Consider the following 20,289-nt stretch of genomic DNA (forward strand, 5'->3'; position numbering starts at 1 on the left):
TTGGGTACGCGCCGTTTTGATGCACTTTTCGCCGCCGGATGCGGGCAACTTCAACAAGATAACGGCGATCATATGTCGGCAGGGCCGCACCTTCTCGGTTTCCGGCGAAGCAAGCCACGGCCGCGCCCGGCCGGATTTTCTCCAGCGATAGATCAAGGATGACGAACGTGGACTATATCTCGACCCGCGGCGAGGCCCCTTCCCTCGGCTTTTGCGACGCCCTCTTGACGGGGCTGGCGCGCGACGGCGGGCTCTATATTCCGCGTGAATGGCCGCACTTCTCCAAGAAGGAGATCCGTGCGCTCAGGGGCAAGAGCTATCAGGAGATCGCCTTCACCATTCTCTCGCCCTTCACCAATGGCGAGATCCCCGAGGCGACCTTCCGGGCTATGATCGACGAGGCCTACGGCACCTTCCGCCATCCGGCGATCGCGCCGCTCGTCCAGACCGGGCCGAACAGCTTCGTCATGGAGCTGTTCCACGGCACGACGCTTGCCTTCAAGGACGTGGCGATGCAGCTGCTCGCCCGGCTGATGGATTATGCGCTGGAAAAGCGCGGCGAGCGGGCGACGATCGTCGGCGCCACCTCGGGCGATACCGGCGGCGCGGCGATCGACGCCTTTGCCGGCCGCGAGCGCACCGACATCTTCATCCTCTTCCCGCACGGCAAGGTCTCGCCGGTGCAGCAGCGGCAGATGACCACCTCGACGTCTTCGAATGTGCATGCGCTCGCCGTCGAAGGCAATTTCGACGACTGCCAGAACCTGGTGAAGGCGATGTTCAACGACGCGGCCTTCCGCGACAGGGTCCGTCTCTCCGGCGTCAACTCGATCAACTGGGCCCGCATCATGGCCCAGATCGTCTATTATTTCACGACGGCGGTGGCGCTCGGCGGGCCGGACCGGAAGGTCTCGTTCACGGTGCCCACGGGCAATTTCGGCGACATCTTCGCCGGCTACTGCGCCAAGCGCATGGGCCTGCCGATCGACCGGCTCGTCATCGCCACCAACGAGAACGACATTCTCACCCGCACGCTGAAGACCGGCCGCTACGACATGAAGGCGGTCAAGGCGACGAGTTCGCCGTCGATGGATATCCAGATCTCGTCGAACTTCGAGCGGCTGCTGTTCGAAGCCTATGGGCGCGATGCCTCGAAGGTGCGCGCCGCGATGGAAAGCCTCAAGCAATCCAACGGCTTCGAGATCGGCGCGCAAGCGCTGAAGGCGATCCGCCGCGATTTCCGCGCCGGCCGCGCCAGTGAGCGGCAGGTGGCCGAGACGATCCGCAAGACCCATGCCGAGACCGGTTATCTGCTCGATCCGCATTCGGCGATCGGCGTCTTCGTGGCGAAGAAGAAGGAAAAGGCGAATACGCCGATGGTGACGCTTGCGACCGCGCATCCGGCGAAATTCCCCGTCGCCGTAAAATCGGCCAGCGGTATTGACCCGGCGCTTCCGACGTGGCTTGCTGGTCTGATGCAAAGGGAGGAGCGCTTCCAGATCATCAAACCGGAGCTGAAAGCCGTTGAAACCTTTATCGGCCAGCACGCCCGCAGCGAGACGACAGCAGGCGCAGAAAGATAGCCAATGACAGTTGAGTGCACCCGGCTCAAATCCGGGCTGACAGTAGTCACAGAAACCATGCCGCACCTGGAAAGCGTTGCGCTCGGAGTCTGGATCAAATCGGGATCGCGCAACGAGACGGAAGACGAGCACGGCATCGCCCACCTGCTCGAACACATGGCCTTCAAGGGCACGGCGCGCCGCACGGCCCGCCAGATCGCCGAAGAGATCGAGGATGTCGGCGGCGAGGTCAACGCCGCCACCTCGACCGAGACGACCTCCTATTATGCCCGGGTGCTGAAGGACCACGTGCCGCTCGCCGTCGACATCCTCGCCGACATCCTGACGGAATCGGCCTTCGAGGAGGAGGAGCTGGAGCGTGAGAAGCAGGTGATCCTGCAGGAGATCAACGCCGCCAACGATACCCCCGACGACGTCGTGTTCGACCGTTTCTCCGAGGCCGCCTATCGTGACCAGACGCTCGGACGCGCCATTCTCGGCACGCCGGAGACCGTCGTCTCCTTCACGCCGCAGCAGATCCGCACCTATCTCGGCCGCAACTACACGACCGATCGGATGTTCGTGGTCGCCACCGGCGCCGTCGACCACCAGGAATTCCTGCGCATGGTCGAGCAGCGTTTCGCCAGCCTGCCGACGCAGCCTTCGGCGCCGCCGGTGATGGAAGCGGCGCGTTATATCGGCGGCAGCGTGCGCGAGCCGCGCGACCTGATGGACGCGCAGATCCTGCTCGGTTTCGAGGGCAAGCCCTACCACGCCCGCGACTTCTACTGCTCGCAGATCCTCGCCAATATCCTCGGCGGCGGCATGTCCTCCAGGCTGTTCCAGGAAGTGCGCGAGTTCCGCGGCCTCTGTTATTCCGTCTACGCCTTCCACTGGGGCTTTTCCGATACCGGCATCTTCGGCATTCATGCCGCTACCGGCGGCGAAAACCTGCCGGAGCTGGTGCCTGTGATCATCGACGAGCTGCACAAGTCGGCCAGCGAGATCCACCAGAAGGAGATCGAACGCGCCCGCGCCCAGATCCGCGCCCAGCTGCTGATGGGCCAGGAGAGCCCGGCCGCCCGCGCCGGCCAGATCGCACGGCAGATGATGCTCTACGGCCGGCCGATCTCCAATCCGGAGATGATGCAACGGCTGGAGGGCATCACCATCGAGCGGCTGACCGACCTCGCCGGCCGGCTGTTCTACGATACGGTGCCGACGCTTTCGGCAATCGGGCCGCTGGAACAGCTCGCGCCGATGGAAGACATCATCGCCTCGCTTTCGGTCCCGGCGCCGAAGACGATGCAGGCCAGCTGAGCCGACGTCCGTCTGCCGGGAGTGATCGATGCCAAAATCGGTGTTTCGGTTCCTGTCGCGGCAGCCGGATGCGGTGGAGCTGGAGAATGAGAAATACCTCTTGCGCCTGCCGCGCTACCAGGATTTCACCCAGTGGCACCGGCTGCGCGCCGAAAGCCGCAAATTCCTCGAACCCTGGGAGCCGACCTGGCGGCGCGATGAGCTGACGGAGGGCGCCTACCGCGCGCGCGTCATCCGCGGCAAGCAGGAATATGCCTCGGGACAGTCGATCCCGCTGTTCATCTTCCTCAAGGAAAACCGCACGCTCGTCGGCGGCATCACCATCGGCTATATCAGGCGCGGTGCGGCACAAAGCTGCATGATCGGCTACTGGATGGGCGAACGCCATGCCGGCCAGGGGCATATGTATGCGGCCCTTCAGTTGGTTATTCCTTACATCTTCTCCGGGCTTGAGTTGCACCGTATTGAAGCAGCCTGTATTCCAGATAACGCGCGCAGCATGCGTCTGCTTGAAAAGGCCGGGTTTCAGCGGGAAGGTTATCTGCGCGGATATTTGAAGATCAACGGTCAGTGGCACGACCACGTGATGTTCTCACGGCTCGCCACCGATACGGATAAAGGCAGGAAAACCGACAGCCGATGACCAGAAACAGCATGCTGCCCAAGTCACCGTCCGGACGAGTGATCGCGGTGATCGCAGCCCTTTTCCTGGCGGTCTTCGCCCTTTCGGCGGGCGTTGCCCAGGCGGCCGAACCGGTGAAGATTTCCCGTGACGATACCGCGCTCGATCTCACTGCGACGACCGAGATCTATGCCAACCAGGGCGAGGCCTTCCAGGTGTCGACGGCCGCCGGTGCCGACGGCATCCGCCGGCGCATCGAGGTCCGGGCGAGCTCGGAAAACCATCAGGGCGACTGGGCGGTGTTTGCGCTCGCCAACGTCTCGGAGGAACAGCTGGAGCGCGTCATCGTCGCGCCGCATTTCCGTCTGGTCAATTCCAAGCTGTTCTGGCCGGATCTCGGCTCGCAGCGCATCAGCGCCATCACGCCGAGCGAAGGTTTTGCGCTCGACCGGCAGCCGAGCGACGAGGCCGACGTCTTCCGCATCACGCTGAACCCCGGCGCCGTCATCACCTTCGTCGCTGAGCTGTCGACGCCGGAACTGCCGCAGATCTATCTCTGGGAACCGAACGCCTACAAGGATACGATCAACGCTTTCACGCTCTATCGCGGCATCGTGCTCGGCATTGCTGGCCTGCTCGCCGTGTTCCTGACCATCCTCTTCGTCGTCAAGGGCACGTCGATGCTGCCGGCAACCGCCGCCCTTGCCTGGGCGGTGCTCGGCTATATCTGCGTCGACTTCGGTTTTCTCGGCAAGCTGATCAGCGTCGCCTCGGCCGACCAGCGAATATGGCGGGCCTGCGCGGAGGTGGCGCTGGCCTCGAGTTTCGTCATCTTCCTCTTCACCTATCTGAACCTCAACCGCTGGCACGCGCATCTCGGCTACGCCACGCTCGCCTGGGTGCTCGGCCTGGCCCTGCTCTTCGGCGTGGCGATCTACGATCCGTCGATCGCCGCCGGCATTGCCCGGCTTTCCTTTGCGCTGACGGCGGCGACCGGCCTGCTGCTCATCATCTATCTCGGCTTCAACCGCTACGACCGCGCCATTCTGCTGGTGCCGGCCTGGGCGCTGACGCTTGTCTGGCTGTTCGGCGCATGGCTGACGGTCACCGGCCGGCTCGACAACGACATCATCCAGCCGGCACTCGGCGGCGGCCTGGTGCTGATCGTGCTGCTGATCGGCTTTACCGTCATGCAGCACGCCTTTGCCGGTGGTGCCTTCCAGCAGGGGCTGTTTTCCGACCTCGAGCGGCAGTCTCTGGCCTTGACCGGCTCCGGCGACATGGTGTGGGACTGGGATGTGGCGCGCGACCGCGTGGTCACCATCCCCGACGTCTCGGTCAAGCTCGGCCTCTCCCCCGGCACCATGCATGGGGCAGCGCGCAACTGGCTGCCGCGGCTGCACCCCGACGACCGCGACCGCTTCCGCGCCACGCTCGACGTGCTGCTCGAACACCGGCGCGGCCGGCTCAATCACGAGTTCCGCATTCGCGCCGAGGACGGGCATTTCCACTGGCTGCTGATCCGCGCCCGGCCGGTGCTCGGCTCCAACGGCGAAATCATCCGCTGCGTCGGCACGATTGTCGACGTGACCGAGCCGAAGAACTCCGTCGAGCGGCTGCTGCACGATGCGCTGCACGACAATCTGACCGGCCTGCCGAACCGGCAGGTCTTCCTCGACCGCCTGCAGTCTGTGCTGGCGTTGGCGCCGGCCGGCGAGACGCTGCGTCCGACTGTCATGGTGATCGATATCGACCGCTACAAGCTGGTCAATGATTCGCTTGGAGTGGCCGCCGGCGACAATATCCTGATTGCCCTGACGCGGCGCCTGCGGCGTCTGATGAAACCACAGGACACGCTGGCGCGGCTTGCCGGCGACCAGTTCGGCCTCATCCTGGTCTCCGAGCACAATCCGGCCAAGGTCGCCGATTTTGCCGATGCAGTCAGCAAGGCGATCATGGTGCCAATCAACTTCGCCAGTCGTGAGATCATCCTGACGGCCTCGATCGGGCTCGCTTCCTGGGTCGACCGGCAGGAGAGCGCCAGCGGGCTGCTGAGCGACGCCGAGCTTGCGATGTATCGGGCAAAACGGGCCGGCGGCAACCGCGTCGAACCGTTCCAGCCGGCCTTCCGCGATTTCGGCACCGACCGGCTGCAGCTCGAAACCGATCTGCGCCGGGCCATCGAGCGCAAGGAATTGTCGATGGTCTACCAGCCGATCGCCCGGCTCGAGGACGTCGAGGTCGCCGGCTTCGAGGCGCTGATGCGCTGGGAACATCCGAAGCGCGGCAATATCCCGCCGTCGGAATTCATCCCGCTTGCCGAGTCCTCCGACATCATCGGGGCGCTCGGCATGTTCGCGCTCGAACAGGCGACCAACGACCTGATGAGCTGGCAGAGCCAGACCGGCGAATTGCCGATCTTCGTGTCGATCAACCTGTCGAGCGTGCAGCTGCTCAACAACGAGCTCTATGACGACGTGCGTTCGGTTCTCGCCAAGACGCATTGCCCGCCTTCGCGGCTGAAACTGGAACTGACGGAATCCATGGTGATGGAGAATCCGGAACAGGCCCGCCTCGTGCTGCAGAAGCTGAAGGAAGCCGGCATCGGCCTGGCGCTCGACGATTTCGGCACCGGCTATTCCTCGCTTGCCTATCTCACCCGCTTCCCCTTCGATACGATCAAGCTCGACAAGGCGCTGGTGCGCGACAGCAGCGACAAGAAGGCGACCGTGCTCCGATCGGTGATATCAATGGCGCGCGAGCTGGAGATGAAGGTGGTGGCCGAGGGAATCGAATCCAACGAGGACGCGATCGAGCTTGCCAAGATGGGCTGCAGCTACGGGCAGAGCTATCTGTTCGGCCCGCCGATGCCCTCGGACTCGGTGCTGCGGCTGCTTCGTGACCGGTTTCCGCTGACGAAACGGGCGTGATCACCGGCGACGACCTCCCTAGAAATGGCGATTGACCGGCGGCCGGCAATATGCGCCACTCCCCTATCACATAAGGAATTTGCGATGCTCAAACTTCTGCTCGCCCTGTCGATCGGCGTCTTTTTCGTTTCGCCGCTTCAGGCCGGTGACGTCCCTCCCGTCATGAAGGCCTGCGTGCCTGGGGTGAAGCATTGTGAACGATGGACTCAGGAATTCCAGACGGCGCTGGCGCTGGCACAGAAGGGCGATCATGCCGCACAGCAGACCGTGGCTTTCTGCTTGTCTTCCGGATGCCATGGCGCGGTGAACGTCGACAAGGTGGCCTCCTGCAGCTGGCACCTCGTCATCACCAATTCGGCTGCGGCCACCGTGCTCGACCGGTCCAACCTCAGGAACACCTGCCGGCCGATGACGCCGGCTCAGAAGGACGAAGCCCGTGCTCACGCCGGCGAGCTCGTCCGCAAGATCTACAATCGTGACATGGCGGCGACCGACCAGATGTAGCCTGGCCTCCTCCGGTTCTCGGCAACGGCTGGCTCGAAAAATAAATCCCGTTGCCGTCCCGGCTTTCGCAGCTATGCTGCCGACACAGAAAATCGGGAGGACCATAATGATCCTGCACTGCGTGTTCCTGCGGCTGAAGACGGCGCTGACGATGGACGACAAGCAATCGCTGTTCGAGGCGATCGTCGCGCTGAAACAGGTCATCCCCGGCATTTTGGATATCAAGTACGGGCCGAATGTTTCGCCCGAGGGCCTGCATGCCGGCTTCGTCGATGGCTTTGCCGTGACCTTCGAAAGCGCTGAAGCGCGGGATGCCTATCTCGTCCATCCCGCCCATGTTGCCGTCGGCGAACGTATCGTCGCCTCGACGGACGGCGGCCTTGCCGGCATCCTGGTCTTCGACCTCAATCTTTAGCGTCTAAAGCGCGCCGCTTGAATCAAAGCCTCATGCGACGCGCTTTCAGAGCGGCCAGCCTTTAGCTCGATTTCGCCATGGCGGCGGCGAGCTGGTCGACATTGTAGCGGAACATCTTCTCATAGGTCGGCGCCGGGCCCTCGGCGTCGGAGAGCGATTCGACAAAGAGCTCGCCGCCGGGCTCGGCGCCGGTTGCCTTGGCGACCTGCTTGACGAGGCGCGGATCGTTGGAATTCTCGAAGAAATAGGCCTTCACATGCTCGCTCTTGATCTGCTCGATCAGCTTGGCGACGTCGGCGGCGGAAGCCTCGCTCTCGGTGGAAAGACCGAGCGGCGCGAGGAAGCTGACATTATATTCGCGGCCGAAATAGCCGAAGGCATCATGGCTGGTCAGCACCTTGCGGCGGTCGTCGGCGATCTTGTCGAATTTCGAATGGGCGTATGTGTTGAGCTCGTCGAGCGTCTTTGAATATTTCTCGGCATTGGCCTTGAAGGCAGCGGCATCGGCCGGATCGGCCGCCGACAGCGCCTTTTCGATATTGGCAACCCAGACCTTGACGTTGACGGGACTGTTCCAGACATGCGGGTCGGTGATCTCAGAACCATCCTCTTCCATCGTGCGGGTGGCGATGCCTTCGGAGACCGTCACCGGCTTGCCCTTGTAGCCGGAGGCGGTGATCAGCCGGTCCATCCAGCCTTCCAGCCCTTCGCCGCTGACGAAGGTGACCTGCGCCGCCTTCAAATTCTTAGCATCGGCGGGTGACGGTTCGAATTCGTGCGGATCGCCGTTCGGGCCGACGAGGCTCGTCACCTTCACATGATCGCCGCCGACCTCTTTGACGACATCGGCAAGCACGGTGAAGGAGGCAACGATTTTCAGCGTTTCGGCCGAGGCGGGTGCGGCCGAGAGCGCCATCAGGGAGGGCAGTGCGGCGGCGGAGAGAAGCAGTCTGCGTGAGGTCATCGAAGTCTCCTTGGGGTCAGCCCTTCAGATGCGGGCGGGGAAAGAGGCGCCGGGCGATGCCGGATGGCGCGAAAAGGATTGAGAAGGCGTAGATCAGGGCTGCCGTCATGATGATCGTCGGGCCGGAGGCGAGTTCGAGATGGTAGGAGGCGATCAGGCCAAGATAGCCGGAGGCGGCGGCGCTGGCGGTGGCAATCAGCATCATGGCGGGCAGGCTGCGCGACCAGAGCTGGGCGACGGCGGCCGGCAGCATCATCAGGCCGACCGCCATCAGCGTGCCGAGCGCCTGGAAGCTGGCGACGAGGTTCAGCACCACCAGCAGCAAGAAGAGGACATGATAGGCCGGGCCGCGGCCGCCGACGGCGCGCAGGAAACCCGGATCGAAGCATTCGGCCACCAGCGGCCGGTAGATGGCGGCGAGGACGACGAGCGTCAGCGAAGTGATCGCGCCGATCTGATAGAGAGCGGGCGCATCGATCGCCAGGATGGTGCCGAACAGCACATGCAGCAGATCGATGTTCGAGCCGCGCAGCGAGACGATCAGCACGCCGAGCGCCAGCGATGCGAGATAGAAGCTGGCGAAGCTCGCATCCTCCCGCAGCACGGTCATGCGGCTGACGGCACCCGAAAGCAGCGCCACCGAAAGGCCGGCGACAAGGCCGCCCAGGCCCATGGCCGTCAGCGACAACGAGCCAGCGAGGAGATAGCCGATCGCCGCCCCCGGCAGCACCGCATGGCTCATGGCGTCGCCCATCAGGCTCATGCGCCTCAGCATCAGAAAGACGCCGATCGGCCCCGAGCCGAGCCCGAGGCAGAGGCAGGCGACGAGGGCACGCCGCATGAAACCGAAATCGGCAAAGGGCGCCAAGAAGAGATCGTAGACCGTCATGCCGCCGGCGCCTCTTGCGGTGAGCAGGCCGCGGCGTTCTCATCCCAGCGCTCGGACATGGCGCGGGCCCTCATCAGATTAGCGGAGGACATGACCTCGGCGGTCGAGCCCCATCCGACAAGCTCGCGGGCAAGCAACAAGGTTTGTGGGAAATGCGCCCGGACGAGCTCGAAATCGTGCAGCACGGCGATGACAGTGCGGCCCTCGCCGTGCCAGCGGATGACGAGTTCGACGAGATCCCGGGTCGTGCGGGCATCGATTGCGGTAAAAGGCTCGTCGAGCAGAATGACGCCGGCATCCTGCAGCAGCAGACGGGCAAAGAGCACACGCTGGAACTGGCCGGCCGAGAGCGACCCGACATGGCGACTGGCAAAGCCGTCGAGGCCGACGGCGGCAAGCGCCTCGCCTGCTCTCTTCAGGTCGAGGGGGCCGACACGGCTGAAGGCTCCCCTCGCCTTCCAGACGCCGAGCATGACGGTGTCGATGACCGAGATCGGAAAGCGGCGATCGATCTCGGCCGCCTGCGGGAGATAGCCGAATTCCGCCCGGCCGAGCCGGTGCTCGACCCGGCCCTCGGCCGGACGAAGCTCACCCATGATCGCCTTCAGCAGCGTCGACTTGCCCGCCCCGTTCGGCCCGGCAATCGCCGTCAGGCTGCCCGGCGCAAAGACGCCGGAGACATGATGGACGGCTGGATGCCTGTTGTAGGCGATGGTCAGATTGTCGAGACGGATCAACGGCGTCATGGCAGCAGAACCGCCCAGCGGATGGCGAGCCAGAGGACGGCAATGACCAGTGTGATGCCGACTGCCCTCGATAAGGCCGATTGTCCCATGAGGCTGATGGGAAGGCGATCGGGGTTTCGCGGCATGGCTGATCCTAAAATGTAATAACATTACTGCTGTAATGTTATAACAATTGCGGCAAGATTGAGGCTTGGACTATCGTGGAATTGAAAAGGGCGCGAACGCCATGCCCTTTCTTGGCGTCGGCCCCTTCATCTCGGCCCAGGAGATGGCGGCTGCCCCTCATCCGCCTACCCGCACCTTCTGCCCGCTTGCGGGGCGAAGGGACACGCCGCGACCTCTCCGTTCCCCGGTAGACTCTCGCGTGGCAGGTCCGCTCTCCCCGTTTACCGGGACAGGGTTAGGGTGAGGGGCAGCTACTCCGCATGACAGAGCAGCCGTGGCCTGGGAAGAAGGAGGGCGTCTCCGCCAATTCGCCAGCACACGAGCGGCGCGGCAACAATTGAAAAGGGCGACCGAATGGCCGCCCCTTTATCTCTCCGAATGAAAACTCAAAGCAGTTCCAGCATCGCCGCTGCACCGGAAACCGTCGCCTGGCCGGGGCTTTCCTCGACGTTGAGGGCTTTGACGACGCCGTCTTCGACCAGCATCGAATAGCGCTTGGAGCGCAGGCCGAGGCCGCCGGCGGAGAGGTCGGCTTCGAGGCCGACGGCCTTGGTGAAGGCGGCGTCCCAATCGGCGAGGAAGTGGATCTTGCCGAGCCCGCCCGAGGATTGCGCCCAGGCGCCCATCACATGCCAGTCGTTGACGGCGAGAACGGCGATGTCGTCGACGCCCTTGCCAAGAATGGTATCGCGGTTTTCGAGATAGCCCGGCAGGTGGTTCAGCGAGCAGGTGGGCGTGAAGGCGCCCGGCACGGCAAAGAGCACGACGCGCTTGCCGGCAAAGAGCTGCTCGGTGGTGATTTCGACCGGGCCGTCGGTGGTCTTTTCCTTGAAGGTGGCGGCCGGAAGCTTGTCGCCGATCGCGATGGTCATGGTTTTCTCCTCGGGTTTGGCTTGTTAGGTTCGTGTTCTGCGGCGGGCGCCGCCTGGGAATAGGGCGACTATAAGTGCCGGTCACTCAAAGGCAAGCGTGGTCTCCATCGCCCTGTCGCCATCGATGACAAGCACGCCCCAGCGCTTGCCTGACATGTCGTAATCCCTGGGCAGCCTGCCGATCATCATATCGGTCTTGAAGGTGGCGCCATCGCGTTTGCCGCCGCTCTGCTTGGTGAAGGCATAACCGCTCGGGCCGGTGACGATGATATCGGGGGTCCCCTTGCCGTCACCCGGCAGAGCGAGCGTCAGCGACAGCGTCTTCCGATCAGCTGAGATCGCATGCGCCGTCACCTTGAAATCATCCGACGGCGGCTTCGGCAGCGTCGCGTCAGCGGCCGCCAGGATCGCCTCTTCCTCCGGGTGCGACTGCATGGCGCGGCCGAGCTTCAGGCTCAAATTCGCCTGGAAGGGAACGCAGATATCCCTGCAGATGCCGATGAAAGCCGAGGCGTCGATCTCGACTCCGCCTTTGCCAGCCGCCGTCAAGGATAGCGGCAGCGTCACCGGCGCGTCATAGGCGATATCCTCGATCCCGCCTTTGAAAAAATGCTTCGGGACGGGATAGGCAATGGCATCGAGGGTCACACCGCTGGCCGGCGCGATGGTGACCTGAGGCGGAATGCCGCTGTTGCCGGGCTCGCGCCAATAGGTGATCCAGCCGGGTTTCGGTTCGATCTGCAGGCCGGCGCGGATTTTCCCGCTGGCATCGGGCGCCAGCGCCACCAGGCGCATGCGGCCGCCCTCGGCTTCGGCCCAGGCGCTCATCTCCGCTTTTGCGGAACAAAAGGGGACGAGGGCCGCGGCCACGGAAATGACCGCCATCAAAAGCCGTCGCGGGGCCATGAAAATAATCATCATGGAACAACGGTTTACCGAAAGTGCTCTCTGGCCGCCAGAAGCCGCGGCCATTTAAATCTTCATTTTCGGTTGATTGATTTGTGACATTGGCCCATCTTTCTCTTGTCGGGGCCTTGGTGCGGTCTGGCAGCAGGAGGAACGATGTCCTTATCGACGCTGAAGAACAGGCGGGAACGTGGCTTCTTCGATGGCCAGTTCCTCATCGCCATGCCCGGCATGGAAGACCGCAATTTTGCGCGCACGGTGATTTACATCTGCGCGCATTCGGATGCCGGCGCCATGGGCTTCGTCATCAACCGGCCGCAGAGCCTCACCTTCACCGACGTGCTCCAGCATCTCGACATGATCAAGCAGGAAGAACCGATCGTGCTGCCGCAGCGGGCGCGCGATTTCCCGATCCAGACGGGCGGCCCGGTGGAGAGCGGCCGCGGCTTCGTGCTGCATTCGGACGATTATGCCAGCGACTCCTCGATCCCGGTCAGCGACGACATCTGCCTGACGGCAACGCTCGACATCGTGCGCGCCATCTCCAAGGGCGCGGGGCCGAAGCGCGCGACGATGCTGCTCGGCTATTCCTCCTGGGCGGCCGGCCAGCTGGAAAACGAGGTCGCCAACAATGGCTGGCTCACCTGCCCTGCCAATGAGGAACTGATCTTCGACCGCAATCTCGACGACAAATACGAGCGGGCGCTCGCCGGCATGGGCATCAACGCCGCCATGCTTTCGGCTGAAGCCGGCCACGCCTGACGGTCGCGGCTCACCTGACGGTCGCGGCTCACCTGACGGTCGCGGGAACGAATAGGCGCGAGTGACGTTCCCTTCCCGCGCGGACGAGAGGTCCGTCGCCGAGAATGGAGACATCACAGATGGGTAGCACCAGCGACAAGATTTCAGGCAAGGCAAACGAAATTGCCGGCAAGACCAAGCAGGCCGCCGGCAAGGCCATGGGCGATCGCGACATGCAGGCCAAGGGCGACGTCCAGGAAGCCAAGGGCAAGGGGCAGGTCGCAGCCGGCAAGGTCAAGGACAAGCTCAAGGGCGCCGTCGACCGGCTCTGAACCACAGCAGCCCGGATAAACCATGCCTGCTGCGCACGCGCGCAGCGGGCATTTTTAATCCGCCCCCCGCCTTGCAGAGATCAGTACGATGAAACTCTTTGCCTGCGACAATTGCGACCAGGTCGTCCACTTCGACAATCGTCACTGCGTGCGCTGCAACCATCGCCTCGGCTTCCTGCCCGGCGACCTCGCGATGCATGCGCTGGAGCCGCGCGATGAGACGGCCTGGCAGCTCGTTTCCGATCCCGACCGGCACGTGGGCTTCTGCGCCAATGCCGGCCTCGACATCTGCAACTGGCTGGTGGAGGACGAGAGCGACAGTGAATTCTGCGCCGCCTGCCGCCACAACCGGCTGGTTCCGAACACCGATACCCAGAACGGCATAGACCGCTGGCGGCGCATCGGTCAGGCGCAGCGTCATCTCTTCTATTCGCTGCTGCGCTGGAGGCTGCCGCATCCCGATCGCGGCGAAGATCCGCATGGCGGCCTGGTCTTCGATTTCCTCGAGGATTCCCTGCAGGGCAACGGCAATGTCGTGCCGGCCATGACCGGCCATGAGGAAGGCCTGATCACCATCCGCGCCGCCGAAGCCGACGACGCCACCCGCGAACAAGCGCGCAGCTCGATGAACGAACCTTACCGCACGCTGCTCGGCCATTTCCGCCACGAGACCGGCCATTTCATCTGGAACAAGCTGGTGCGCGATCAGAACGGCCTCGATGATTTCCGCGCCGTCTTCGGCGACGAGCGGCAGGATTATGCGGCGGCCCTCCAGAAACACTATGCCGCCGGCCCGCCCTTGGGATGGCAGGATAATTTCATCAGCGCCTATGCTTCGTCACATCCTTGGGAGGATTTCGCCGAATGCTTCGCGCATTACCTCCATATCGTCGATACGCTGGAGACGGCCCGCGCCTTCGGCATCGCCATCGATCCGCGCGGCCACGAGGAAATCGCAGGCGAGGTCGATTTTCTTCCCTATCGGGCACAGAGCGCCGAGCAGCTCGTCAGCGCCTGGGTGCCGCTCAGCCTCGCAATCAACGCCATCCAGCGCAGCATGGGCCAGCCCGACTCCTATCCCTTCGTGCTCTCCTCGCCTGTTGTGGCCAAGCTCGAATATCTGCATCGGCTGATCCAGGGGGCGGCGACGGCGTCGCAGCATTGAGATGAAAAGTGCTCGTCATCGGATGAGTCCGCCCATTGTCGGCTTTCGGGGACGAATTGGCTGGGACGACACCAGATATTCCGTCATCCTCGGCCTCGAGCAGGTCAAGCCCGAGCATGACGGAGATTGGGTTGAACCCACGGGCACATTCACGCCGCCAGTGCTTTATTGAGAGAGGTGCGTAACGGCAAAACCTCCCACACTTAAAACGAAATCGCCTTGCCCTTCTTGAACGGCTCCATGCCCCGGCGCGCAAGTTCATCCGCGCGTTCGTTTTCCGGGTGGCCGGCGTGGCCCTTGACCCAGTGCAGCGTCACCTTGTGGCGGTTACGGGCTTCCTCAAGCGCCTGCCAGAGTTCGGCATTCTTCACCGGCTTCTTGTCCGATGTCTTCCAGCCGTTTTTCTTCCAGCCGAAGATCCACTTGGAGATGCCGTCCTTGACGTAGGCGCTGTCGGTATAGAGGTCGACTTCGCAAGGGCTCTTCAGCGCCTGCAACGCCGAGATCGCCGCCATCAGCTCCATGCGATTGTTGGTCGTCTCCGCCTCGCCGCCGCAAAGCTCCTTTTCGACCTCGCCATAACGCAACACTGCGCCCCAGCCGCCGGGACCGGGATTGCCGGAACATGCGCCATCGGTGAAGATATCGACGTGTTTCATAGGCTCAATCCGTATTCGGCGGCCGAGCCGATCTGGCGGTGGAAGCGCAGCTTGCGCAGATATTCGAGCGGGTCCTTCTTGGTGACCATGGCGCCCTCCGGCGTCATCAGCCAGTCATAGAGCCGGGTCAGGAAGAAGCGCAGCGCCGAGCCGCGCGCGAGCACCGGCAGGGCGGCGATTTCTTCACCGTTCAACGGCCTGACGCTCTGATAACCCTCGAGCATCGCCATGCCCTTGGTGATGTTGTAGGCGCCGTCCTTCTCGAAGCACCAGGCGTTCAGGCAGATCGAGACGTCATAGGCGAGCAGGTCGTTGCAGGCGAAATAGAAATCGATCAGGCCGGAGAGCTCGTCGCCGAGGAAGAAGACGTTGTCGGGGAAGAGGTCGGCATGGATGACGCCGGACGGCAGGCACTTCGGCCAGGCGGCGGCGAGAAAATCAAGCTCCTTGCGGATCTCGCCCTGCAGGCCGGGTTCGACCTCGTCGGCACGCGCCTCGGACTTCTCCCAGAGCCCCCGCCAGCCATCGAGCGACAGGGCGTTCGGCCGTTTCAACTCGAAGCCCTCGCCGGCCACGTGCATTTCGGCCAGCGCCCGGCCGACCTCGCGGCAATGCTTTGCCTCCGGCTTTCTCAGCCACATGCCTTCGAGGAAGGAAATCAGCGCGGCCGGGCGGCCGGAGAGCGAGCCGAGCAGCGCGCCGTCGCGGCGCGGCAATGGCAATGGACAGGACAGGCCGCGGGCCGAGAGATGCTGCATCAAGCCGAGGAAGAAAGGCAGGTCACTCTTTTCCACGCGCTTCTCATAAAGCGTCAGAATCAGCGGCGCCTTGGAGGTATGCAGCAGGAAATTGGAGTTTTCGACGCCTTCGGCGATGCCCTTGTAGGAGAGCAGCGTGCCTGCATCATATTCCGTCAGGAACCATTTCAGATCGTCTTCGGCGATATCGGTGTAGACTGCCAAGTGAAGTCTCGTCTCTGTATGATGGATGGATGACCTGGGACGCGATCGCGGCCTAGCCGTTGACGAACGCCATGTCGGCCGCGGTCAGCTCGATGCTGCGCAATTCGCGGTTGACCAGGAAGTTTTCGGTTTCCTGCACCGTCTCGGCCAGTTCGACGCGGGCATCGAAGCGGGCGCGGAAGGCTTCGATGATTTCGTTGACGATCACCTCCGGCGCCGAGGCGCCGGCGGAAAGGCCAAGCGTCGAAATCGCGCCGATCTCCTCCCAGTCGAGCTCTGCGGCGCGCTGGACGAGGATCGATTTCTTCGCCCCTGCCCTCAGCGCCACTTCCACGAGGCGCTTGGAATTGGAGGAATTCGGTGCGCCGACAATGATGAAAAGATCGCAGCCGGGGGCCGCCTGCTTCACCACTTCCTGGCGGTTGGTCGTCGCATAACAGATCGAATCCGCCGCCGGCGCAGTCAGGTTGGGAAATCGCTCCTGGAGGCGGGCGATGACGCCGGCGGTATCGTCGACCGACAGCGTCGTCTGGGTGACATAACCGAGATTGTCGGGGTCGGCCGGGGCGTAGGCGTCGGCATCCTCGATCGTCTCGATCAGTGAAACCGCGCCTTCCGGCAACTGCCCCATCGTGCCGATCACTTCCGGGTGGCCGGCGTGGCCGATGAGGACGACGTGGCGGCCAAGTCGATTGTGGCGCATTGCCTGCTTGTGGACCTTGGAGACCAGCGGACAGGTGGCGTCGAGATAGAAAAGGTTGCGGCTCGCGGCATCCTCAGGCACCGATTTCGGCACGCCATGGGCCGAGAAGACCACCGGCTGGGCCCGATGCTCGGGCGGGATCTCGTCCAGTTCCTCGACGAAGACGGCGCCCTTGGCCTCCAGCCCCTCGACGACATAACGATTGTGGACGATCTCGTGGCGCACATAGACCGGCGCGCCATAGGATTTCAGCGCCAGCACGACGATCTGGATGGCGCGGTCGACGCCGGCGCAGAAGCCGCGCGGCCCGCAGAGCCTGATCGTCAAGGGAGGTTTCGCCGCAATATTCATGTCCGTTCCGTCAAAATTCCGTCCGATGGGAGTAAGGGACCTCTAGCCCAATATGGCCGGGAATTGAAGCGATACTATTGCCGAGGTGCCCTGCCGGGTTTTCGGAACCAGGAGATCGCCACCACGGTGACGAGCACGGCGGCAAGCCCGTACCAGGTCAGGGCATACTGCAGATGATCGTTCGGGAGATCGACCTGGGTGACGCCGCCGATCGGCAGGCCGGCCGGGTTGGGCGTGGAATCGGCGTCGACGAAGAACGGGATGACGCGCGCCTTCTCCAGGCCGACGCTGTCAGCCATGACGTCGAGGTCCTTCCAGTAGAAGATGTTCTTGGCGACGTCGTTATCGGGCACCAGCCAGGAGGGCTTGCCGGCAAGTTTGGCGCGCGCGAGGCCCGTGACCGTCTGCTGATCAGTCAGCTGGCCCTGCATGCGCATTTCCGGCTCCTTGTTCTCATAGGGAACGAAGCCGCGGTTGACGAAGAGGATGCGCCCGTCGGCAAGCTCGAGCGGGGTATAGACGTAAAAGCCGGTCTGGCCGCGCCAGGTGGCGAAGAAGTGCCGCTCCTTGTTGTTGATATAGCGGCCGGTGGCGGTAACCTTGCGGTATTCGATGTCGCCGCCGGAAGCCGCCATCGCCTCGATGCCGGCGAGCGGCACCGGCGCGGCAGCCTGGCGCGCGGCGATGTCGGCGAGCAGGCCTTGCTTCCAGGTGAGGCGCTGCAGCTGCCAGGTGCCGAGCGAAACCAGAATGGCAAGGGCAACCAGCACCAGAAAGCCGGTTATGACAGGCAGCCGGCGGCGCGGCACGGCGTGATCGACATCAGTCACTCAGACGTCCTTCGCGGGCATTATGGCGGTACTGCATGGCAATCAGGATGCCCTTGAACCAGCGCAGCGTCAGGAGCGACAGGATGATCGTCAGCGGCGCGAAAATAAGGATGTGCACCCAGATCGGCGGCCCATAATTGACCTGCAGCCACAGCACCATGCCAATGATAATGAAGCCGACGATGAGGATGACGAAGACGGCCGGGCCATCACCGGAATCGGCGAAGGAATAATCGAGGCCGCAGGAGGCGCAACGCGGCTTCAGGCCGAGCAGGCCATCGAACAGCTTGCCATGACCGCAGCGCGGGCAGCAGCCCTTGATACCGGTTTTCACCGGATCGAGAGGGGGAAATTGCGCGCTGTCCTCGCTCATGCTGTTCCTTTGCGCGGCCACTTGCGACCGCGGCTTTTTCGATGCTGCCTTAACTCTCCCATAAAGTATTCGCATCCCGAATGGAAATGCCTGCGCGATTTCGCCTCACCGATTCGCGCCAAACAGAAGAAGAAGAAGACTGATGACCAATGACAGCCATGCCGGACAGATCATTATCCTGAACGGCGCGCCGCGCAGCGGCAAATCCAGCATTGCCCGGGCGATCCAGGACGAATTCGAGGGACCGTGGATCAACCTCGGCGTCGACAGCTACAATGCGATGACGCCGCAGCGCTATTTGCCCGGCATCGGGCTCAGGCCCGGCGGCGAGCGGCCGGAGCTCGAAGAGCTGATACCTTTCCTCTATGCCGCCCTTTACGAGTCGATCGCCATCCATGCCGGATTGGGCCTCAACGTCGTCGCCGATCTCGGCCATCACGACAGCTATTCGCACCCACTCGGCATACTTCCCGACTGCGCCCGGCGTCTCGATGGATTTTCCGTGCTGTTCGTCGGCGTGCGCTGTCCGCTCGAGACGATCATGCAGCGGCGAGACATTGAACAAGACGGCCGCGAGACGCTGTATCTCCGCGCCACTGCGGACATGCCGGTTCCCGAACCGGTGCAGCGCTGGCAGGACGAGGTGCACCGGCCAGGCATCTACGACATGGAGGTCGATACCTCGGTGCTGACCGCCGACGAATGCGCCGAGGCAATCCGCCAACGCCTCGATCTCGGCATCCCCGCACCTTCGGCCTTCGAAAGGATCGCTGGCGGACGTTGATGCCAATCGTACGTCCCACTCTCCATTAGGCTCAGGCTTGACCGACTTGACGCGAGCATCGACGCCGAGTTCGGCGGCAAATGCCACCATGATCGCTTCCAGGTGCGAAGCTGGGGCAGGAATCGACGAGAACATCGACATCTTTGCCATTTGCCGACGACGATGCGCCCCGCCCATCCGGGTAATATCAATGTGATCGATCGCGGCGTAGTGTTCCACTTGGCTTTGAGAGGAGGATGCTATGCCTACCATATTGGCCTACCACGACGTCAAGGACGTCAAACATTGGCTCACTTCACCGCGCCGCAAAGAGGTCTTCGAGCCCCTCGGCTGCACAAACATTCGTACGTTTGTCGATCCACAGGCGTCCAATCGCGTTGGCCTCGTCATGGACGTTCCCGACATGGGCCGCCTGGAGGAATTTATGAAGTCCAAGCAAGCTGCGGATGCGATGGAGTATGACGGAGTATTGCCGGAGACCTTGGTGATTCTCACTCAATCGTAGCGGGACGTCAGGGGCCGCGCCGTGGATTAAGCCCTGCGATCACGGTGCGTGGAGCCAAAACAGAAAAGGCGGACCGAGGCCCGCCTTTCGCTTGAACATCGCTTCCGATCAGCCGGCTGCGACGGGTGCGCCCCAGCCGCCCCAGACGTAGATGCAGAAGAACAAGAACAGCCAGACGACGTCGACGAAGTGCCAGTACCAGGCGGCTGCCTCGAAGCCGAAATGCTGCTTCGGGGTGAAATCGCCGCGCAGCGCGCGCAGCAGGCAGACCAGCAGGAAGATCGTGCCGACGAGGACGTGGAAACCGTGGAAGCCGGTCGCCATGAAGAAGGTCGCGCCGTAGATCGAATTCTTGAAGTCGAACGGGGCGTGGGCATACTCGTAGGCCTGCACGCTGGAGAACAGGATGCCGAGCAGCACGGTCAGCGTCAGGCCCTGAACGAGGCCCTTGCGGTCATTGTGCAGCAGCGCATGGTGCGCCCAGGTGACCGTCGTGCCGGAGAGCAGCAGGATGACGGTGTTGTAGATCGGCAGGTGCCAGGGATCGAGGACTTCGATGCCCTTCGGCGGCCAGACGCCGCCGGTATAGGCCATGCGCGAGGCCTGGATCGCCTCGTTCGGAAACAGGCTGGCGTCGAAATAAGCCCAGAACCAGGCGACGAAGAACATCACTTCCGAAGCGATGAACATGATCATGCCGTAACGCAGGTGCAGCGAGACGACGCGGGTGTGAGAGCCCTCATGGGCTTCCTTCACCGTATCGGCCCACCAGCCGTACATGACGTAAAGAACCAGCACGAGGCCGATAAAGAAGAGCCAGGGATTGGCGAGTTCAGCGCCAGCGAGCTTGAAGGAGCCGCCGTTCAGGTAACGCATATAGCAGACGCCGCCGATCGCCATGATGAAGGCGCCGAGCGAGGCGAGAATCGGCCACGGGCTCGGATCGATGATGTGGTAGTCGTGGTTCTTCTGATGCGCATCGGCCATGT

Annotated in this window: 22 protein-coding genes; 11 read left to right on the plus strand and 11 right to left on the minus strand. The window is 63.1% G+C overall.

Going from position 1 to position 20,289, the window contains the following annotated elements:
• The first annotated feature begins 158 nt into the window (after positions 1–158).
• The 6 genes from thrC to HJC00_RS00145 all read left to right on the plus strand — a co-directional run bounded on the left by thrC (position 159) and on the right by HJC00_RS00145 (position 7,353).
• Entirely contained in the window at positions 159–1,583 is a 1,425-nt protein-coding gene (gene thrC / locus HJC00_RS00120) for a threonine synthase (RefSeq protein ID WP_221163489.1), read from the plus strand.
• 3 nt (positions 1,584–1,586) lie between these two features.
• On the plus strand, positions 1,587–2,882 hold the full coding sequence (locus tag HJC00_RS00125) for a pitrilysin family protein (RefSeq protein ID WP_221163490.1): 1,296 nt from the start codon (positions 1,587–1,589) through the stop codon (positions 2,880–2,882).
• Positions 2,883–2,910: 28 nt separating this feature from the next.
• Positions 2,911–3,525, plus strand: coding sequence for a GNAT family N-acetyltransferase (locus HJC00_RS00130; RefSeq protein WP_210628908.1), 615 nt, complete (start codon positions 2,911–2,913; stop codon positions 3,523–3,525).
• On the plus strand, positions 3,522–6,434 hold the full coding sequence (locus tag HJC00_RS00135; RefSeq protein WP_210628909.1) for a sensor domain-containing phosphodiesterase: 2,913 nt from the start codon (positions 3,522–3,524) through the stop codon (positions 6,432–6,434). The genes HJC00_RS00130 and HJC00_RS00135 overlap by 4 nt, the downstream gene beginning before the upstream one ends.
• Before the next feature lie 84 nt (positions 6,435–6,518).
• Positions 6,519–6,938, plus strand: coding sequence for a hypothetical protein (locus tag HJC00_RS00140; RefSeq protein WP_210628910.1), 420 nt, complete (start codon positions 6,519–6,521; stop codon positions 6,936–6,938).
• 106 nt (positions 6,939–7,044) lie between these two features.
• Positions 7,045–7,353 carry a Dabb family protein gene (locus HJC00_RS00145; protein WP_210628911.1) on the plus strand — a complete coding sequence of 103 codons (309 nt, stop codon included), beginning with the start codon at positions 7,045–7,047 and terminating at the stop codon, positions 7,351–7,353.
• A gap of 61 nt (positions 7,354–7,414) precedes the next feature.
• Here the strand turns inward: HJC00_RS00145 and HJC00_RS00150 are convergent, their stop codons facing one another.
• The 5 genes from HJC00_RS00150 to HJC00_RS00170 form a co-directional block, all read right to left on the minus strand.
• Positions 7,415–8,317: a metal ABC transporter solute-binding protein, Zn/Mn family gene (locus tag HJC00_RS00150; RefSeq protein ID WP_221146657.1), complete on the minus strand. Its 903-nt coding sequence runs from the start codon at positions 8,315–8,317 to the stop codon at positions 7,415–7,417.
• A 16-nt stretch (positions 8,318–8,333) separates the two neighbouring features.
• Positions 8,334–9,206, minus strand: a complete 873-nt coding sequence (locus tag HJC00_RS00155) for a metal ABC transporter permease (RefSeq protein WP_221154253.1) — start codon at positions 9,204–9,206, stop codon at positions 8,334–8,336.
• Positions 9,203–9,952 (minus strand): metal ABC transporter ATP-binding protein, encoded by a 750-nt coding sequence (locus HJC00_RS00160; RefSeq protein WP_221163491.1) that lies wholly within the window; start codon positions 9,950–9,952, stop codon positions 9,203–9,205. The genes HJC00_RS00155 and HJC00_RS00160 overlap by 4 nt, the downstream gene beginning before the upstream one ends.
• A 551-nt stretch (positions 9,953–10,503) precedes the next feature.
• Entirely contained in the window at positions 10,504–10,989 is a 486-nt protein-coding gene (locus tag HJC00_RS00165) for a peroxiredoxin (protein ID WP_210628915.1), read from the minus strand.
• Positions 10,990–11,070: 81 nt separating this feature from the next.
• Positions 11,071–11,910, minus strand: coding sequence for a protein-disulfide reductase DsbD domain-containing protein (locus HJC00_RS00170; RefSeq protein WP_221163492.1), 840 nt, complete (start codon positions 11,908–11,910; stop codon positions 11,071–11,073).
• 141 nt (positions 11,911–12,051) lie between these two features.
• On the opposite strand from HJC00_RS00170, the gene HJC00_RS00175 reads away from it, so the two are divergent.
• From HJC00_RS00175 to HJC00_RS00185, 3 genes are all read left to right on the plus strand, one after another.
• On the plus strand, positions 12,052–12,657 hold the full coding sequence (locus HJC00_RS00175) for a YqgE/AlgH family protein (RefSeq protein ID WP_088396070.1): 606 nt from the start codon (positions 12,052–12,054) through the stop codon (positions 12,655–12,657).
• A gap of 119 nt (positions 12,658–12,776) precedes the next feature.
• Positions 12,777–12,968 (plus strand): CsbD family protein, encoded by a 192-nt coding sequence (locus HJC00_RS00180; RefSeq protein WP_210628917.1) that lies wholly within the window; start codon positions 12,777–12,779, stop codon positions 12,966–12,968.
• An 88-nt stretch (positions 12,969–13,056) separates the two neighbouring features.
• Positions 13,057–14,133 carry a putative zinc-binding metallopeptidase gene (locus HJC00_RS00185; RefSeq protein WP_221122523.1) on the plus strand — a complete coding sequence of 359 codons (1,077 nt, stop codon included), beginning with the start codon at positions 13,057–13,059 and terminating at the stop codon, positions 14,131–14,133.
• A 203-nt stretch (positions 14,134–14,336) separates the two neighbouring features.
• Here HJC00_RS00185 and rnhA read toward each other — a convergent pair whose 3' ends face one another.
• The 5 genes from rnhA to HJC00_RS00210 form a co-directional block, all read right to left on the minus strand.
• The gene (gene rnhA, locus HJC00_RS00190) at positions 14,337–14,792 is read right to left on the minus strand and encodes a ribonuclease HI (protein ID WP_210628919.1); all 456 of its coding nucleotides are present in this window, start codon (positions 14,790–14,792) and stop codon (positions 14,337–14,339) included.
• Positions 14,789–15,754, minus strand: a complete 966-nt coding sequence (locus tag HJC00_RS00195) for a homoserine kinase (RefSeq protein WP_221163493.1) — start codon at positions 15,752–15,754, stop codon at positions 14,789–14,791. Before HJC00_RS00195 ends, rnhA begins: the two co-directional genes overlap by 4 nt.
• Positions 15,755–15,806: 52 nt before the next feature.
• Positions 15,807–16,808 (minus strand): 4-hydroxy-3-methylbut-2-enyl diphosphate reductase, encoded by a 1,002-nt coding sequence (gene ispH / locus HJC00_RS00200; protein ID WP_210628921.1) that lies wholly within the window; start codon positions 16,806–16,808, stop codon positions 15,807–15,809.
• A gap of 74 nt (positions 16,809–16,882) precedes the next feature.
• Positions 16,883–17,638 (minus strand): SURF1 family protein, encoded by a 756-nt coding sequence (locus HJC00_RS00205; protein WP_221163494.1) that lies wholly within the window; start codon positions 17,636–17,638, stop codon positions 16,883–16,885.
• Positions 17,631–18,011 carry a DUF983 domain-containing protein gene (locus HJC00_RS00210; RefSeq protein WP_210628923.1) on the minus strand — a complete coding sequence of 127 codons (381 nt, stop codon included), beginning with the start codon at positions 18,009–18,011 and terminating at the stop codon, positions 17,631–17,633. The genes HJC00_RS00205 and HJC00_RS00210 overlap by 8 nt, the downstream gene beginning before the upstream one ends.
• Before the next feature lie 142 nt (positions 18,012–18,153).
• On the opposite strand from HJC00_RS00210, the gene HJC00_RS00215 reads away from it, so the two are divergent.
• A complete protein-coding gene (locus tag HJC00_RS00215) occupies positions 18,154–18,795 on the plus strand; it encodes a chloramphenicol phosphotransferase CPT family protein (protein ID WP_221163495.1) in 642 nt (213 codons plus the stop codon).
• Between the two features lie 241 nt (positions 18,796–19,036).
• Entirely contained in the window at positions 19,037–19,300 is a 264-nt protein-coding gene (locus tag HJC00_RS00220; protein ID WP_097597707.1) for a hypothetical protein, read from the plus strand.
• A 108-nt stretch (positions 19,301–19,408) separates the two neighbouring features.
• On the opposite strand, the gene HJC00_RS00225 is transcribed toward HJC00_RS00220, so the two are convergent.
• Positions 19,409–20,287: a cytochrome c oxidase subunit 3 gene (locus tag HJC00_RS00225; RefSeq protein ID WP_064800923.1), complete on the minus strand. Its 879-nt coding sequence runs from the start codon at positions 20,285–20,287 to the stop codon at positions 19,409–19,411.
• Positions 20,288–20,289 lie beyond the last annotated feature (2 nt).

This window comes from Rhizobium sp. NLR22b (assembly GCF_019685295.1).
Lineage (GTDB): Bacteria > Pseudomonadota > Alphaproteobacteria > Rhizobiales > Rhizobiaceae > Rhizobium.

Coding starts and splice junctions, on each gene's coding strand:
- HJC00_RS00175 (WP_088396070.1), top strand. CDS start 12,052: ATGTCCTTATCGACGCTGAAGAACAGGCGGGAACGTGGCTTCTTCGAT.
- HJC00_RS00145 (WP_210628911.1), top strand. CDS start 7,045: ATGATCCTGCACTGCGTGTTCCTGCGGCTGAAGACGGCGCTGACGATG.
- HJC00_RS00140 (WP_210628910.1), top strand. CDS start 6,519: ATGCTCAAACTTCTGCTCGCCCTGTCGATCGGCGTCTTTTTCGTTTCG.
- HJC00_RS00220 (WP_097597707.1), top strand. CDS start 19,037: ATGCCTACCATATTGGCCTACCACGACGTCAAGGACGTCAAACATTGG.
- HJC00_RS00170 (WP_221163492.1), bottom strand. CDS start 11,910: ATGATGATTATTTTCATGGCCCCGCGACGGCTTTTGATGGCGGTCATT.
- HJC00_RS00155 (WP_221154253.1), bottom strand. CDS start 9,206: ATGACGGTCTACGATCTCTTCTTGGCGCCCTTTGCCGATTTCGGTTTC.
- HJC00_RS00180 (WP_210628917.1), top strand. CDS start 12,777: ATGGGTAGCACCAGCGACAAGATTTCAGGCAAGGCAAACGAAATTGCC.
- ispH (WP_210628921.1), bottom strand. CDS start 16,808: ATGAATATTGCGGCGAAACCTCCCTTGACGATCAGGCTCTGCGGGCCG.
- HJC00_RS00185 (WP_221122523.1), top strand. CDS start 13,057: ATGAAACTCTTTGCCTGCGACAATTGCGACCAGGTCGTCCACTTCGAC.
- rnhA (WP_210628919.1), bottom strand. CDS start 14,792: ATGAAACACGTCGATATCTTCACCGATGGCGCATGTTCCGGCAATCCC.
- HJC00_RS00160 (WP_221163491.1), bottom strand. CDS start 9,952: ATGACGCCGTTGATCCGTCTCGACAATCTGACCATCGCCTACAACAGG.
- HJC00_RS00165 (WP_210628915.1), bottom strand. CDS start 10,989: ATGACCATCGCGATCGGCGACAAGCTTCCGGCCGCCACCTTCAAGGAA.
- HJC00_RS00150 (WP_221146657.1), bottom strand. CDS start 8,317: ATGACCTCACGCAGACTGCTTCTCTCCGCCGCCGCACTGCCCTCCCTG.
- thrC (WP_221163489.1), top strand. CDS start 159: ATGACGAACGTGGACTATATCTCGACCCGCGGCGAGGCCCCTTCCCTC.
- HJC00_RS00210 (WP_210628923.1), bottom strand. CDS start 18,011: ATGAGCGAGGACAGCGCGCAATTTCCCCCTCTCGATCCGGTGAAAACC.
- HJC00_RS00225 (WP_064800923.1), bottom strand. CDS start 20,287: ATGGCCGATGCGCATCAGAAGAACCACGACTACCACATCATCGATCCG.
- HJC00_RS00215 (WP_221163495.1), top strand. CDS start 18,154: ATGACCAATGACAGCCATGCCGGACAGATCATTATCCTGAACGGCGCG.
- HJC00_RS00130 (WP_210628908.1), top strand. CDS start 2,911: ATGCCAAAATCGGTGTTTCGGTTCCTGTCGCGGCAGCCGGATGCGGTG.
- HJC00_RS00125 (WP_221163490.1), top strand. CDS start 1,587: ATGACAGTTGAGTGCACCCGGCTCAAATCCGGGCTGACAGTAGTCACA.
- HJC00_RS00135 (WP_210628909.1), top strand. CDS start 3,522: ATGACCAGAAACAGCATGCTGCCCAAGTCACCGTCCGGACGAGTGATC.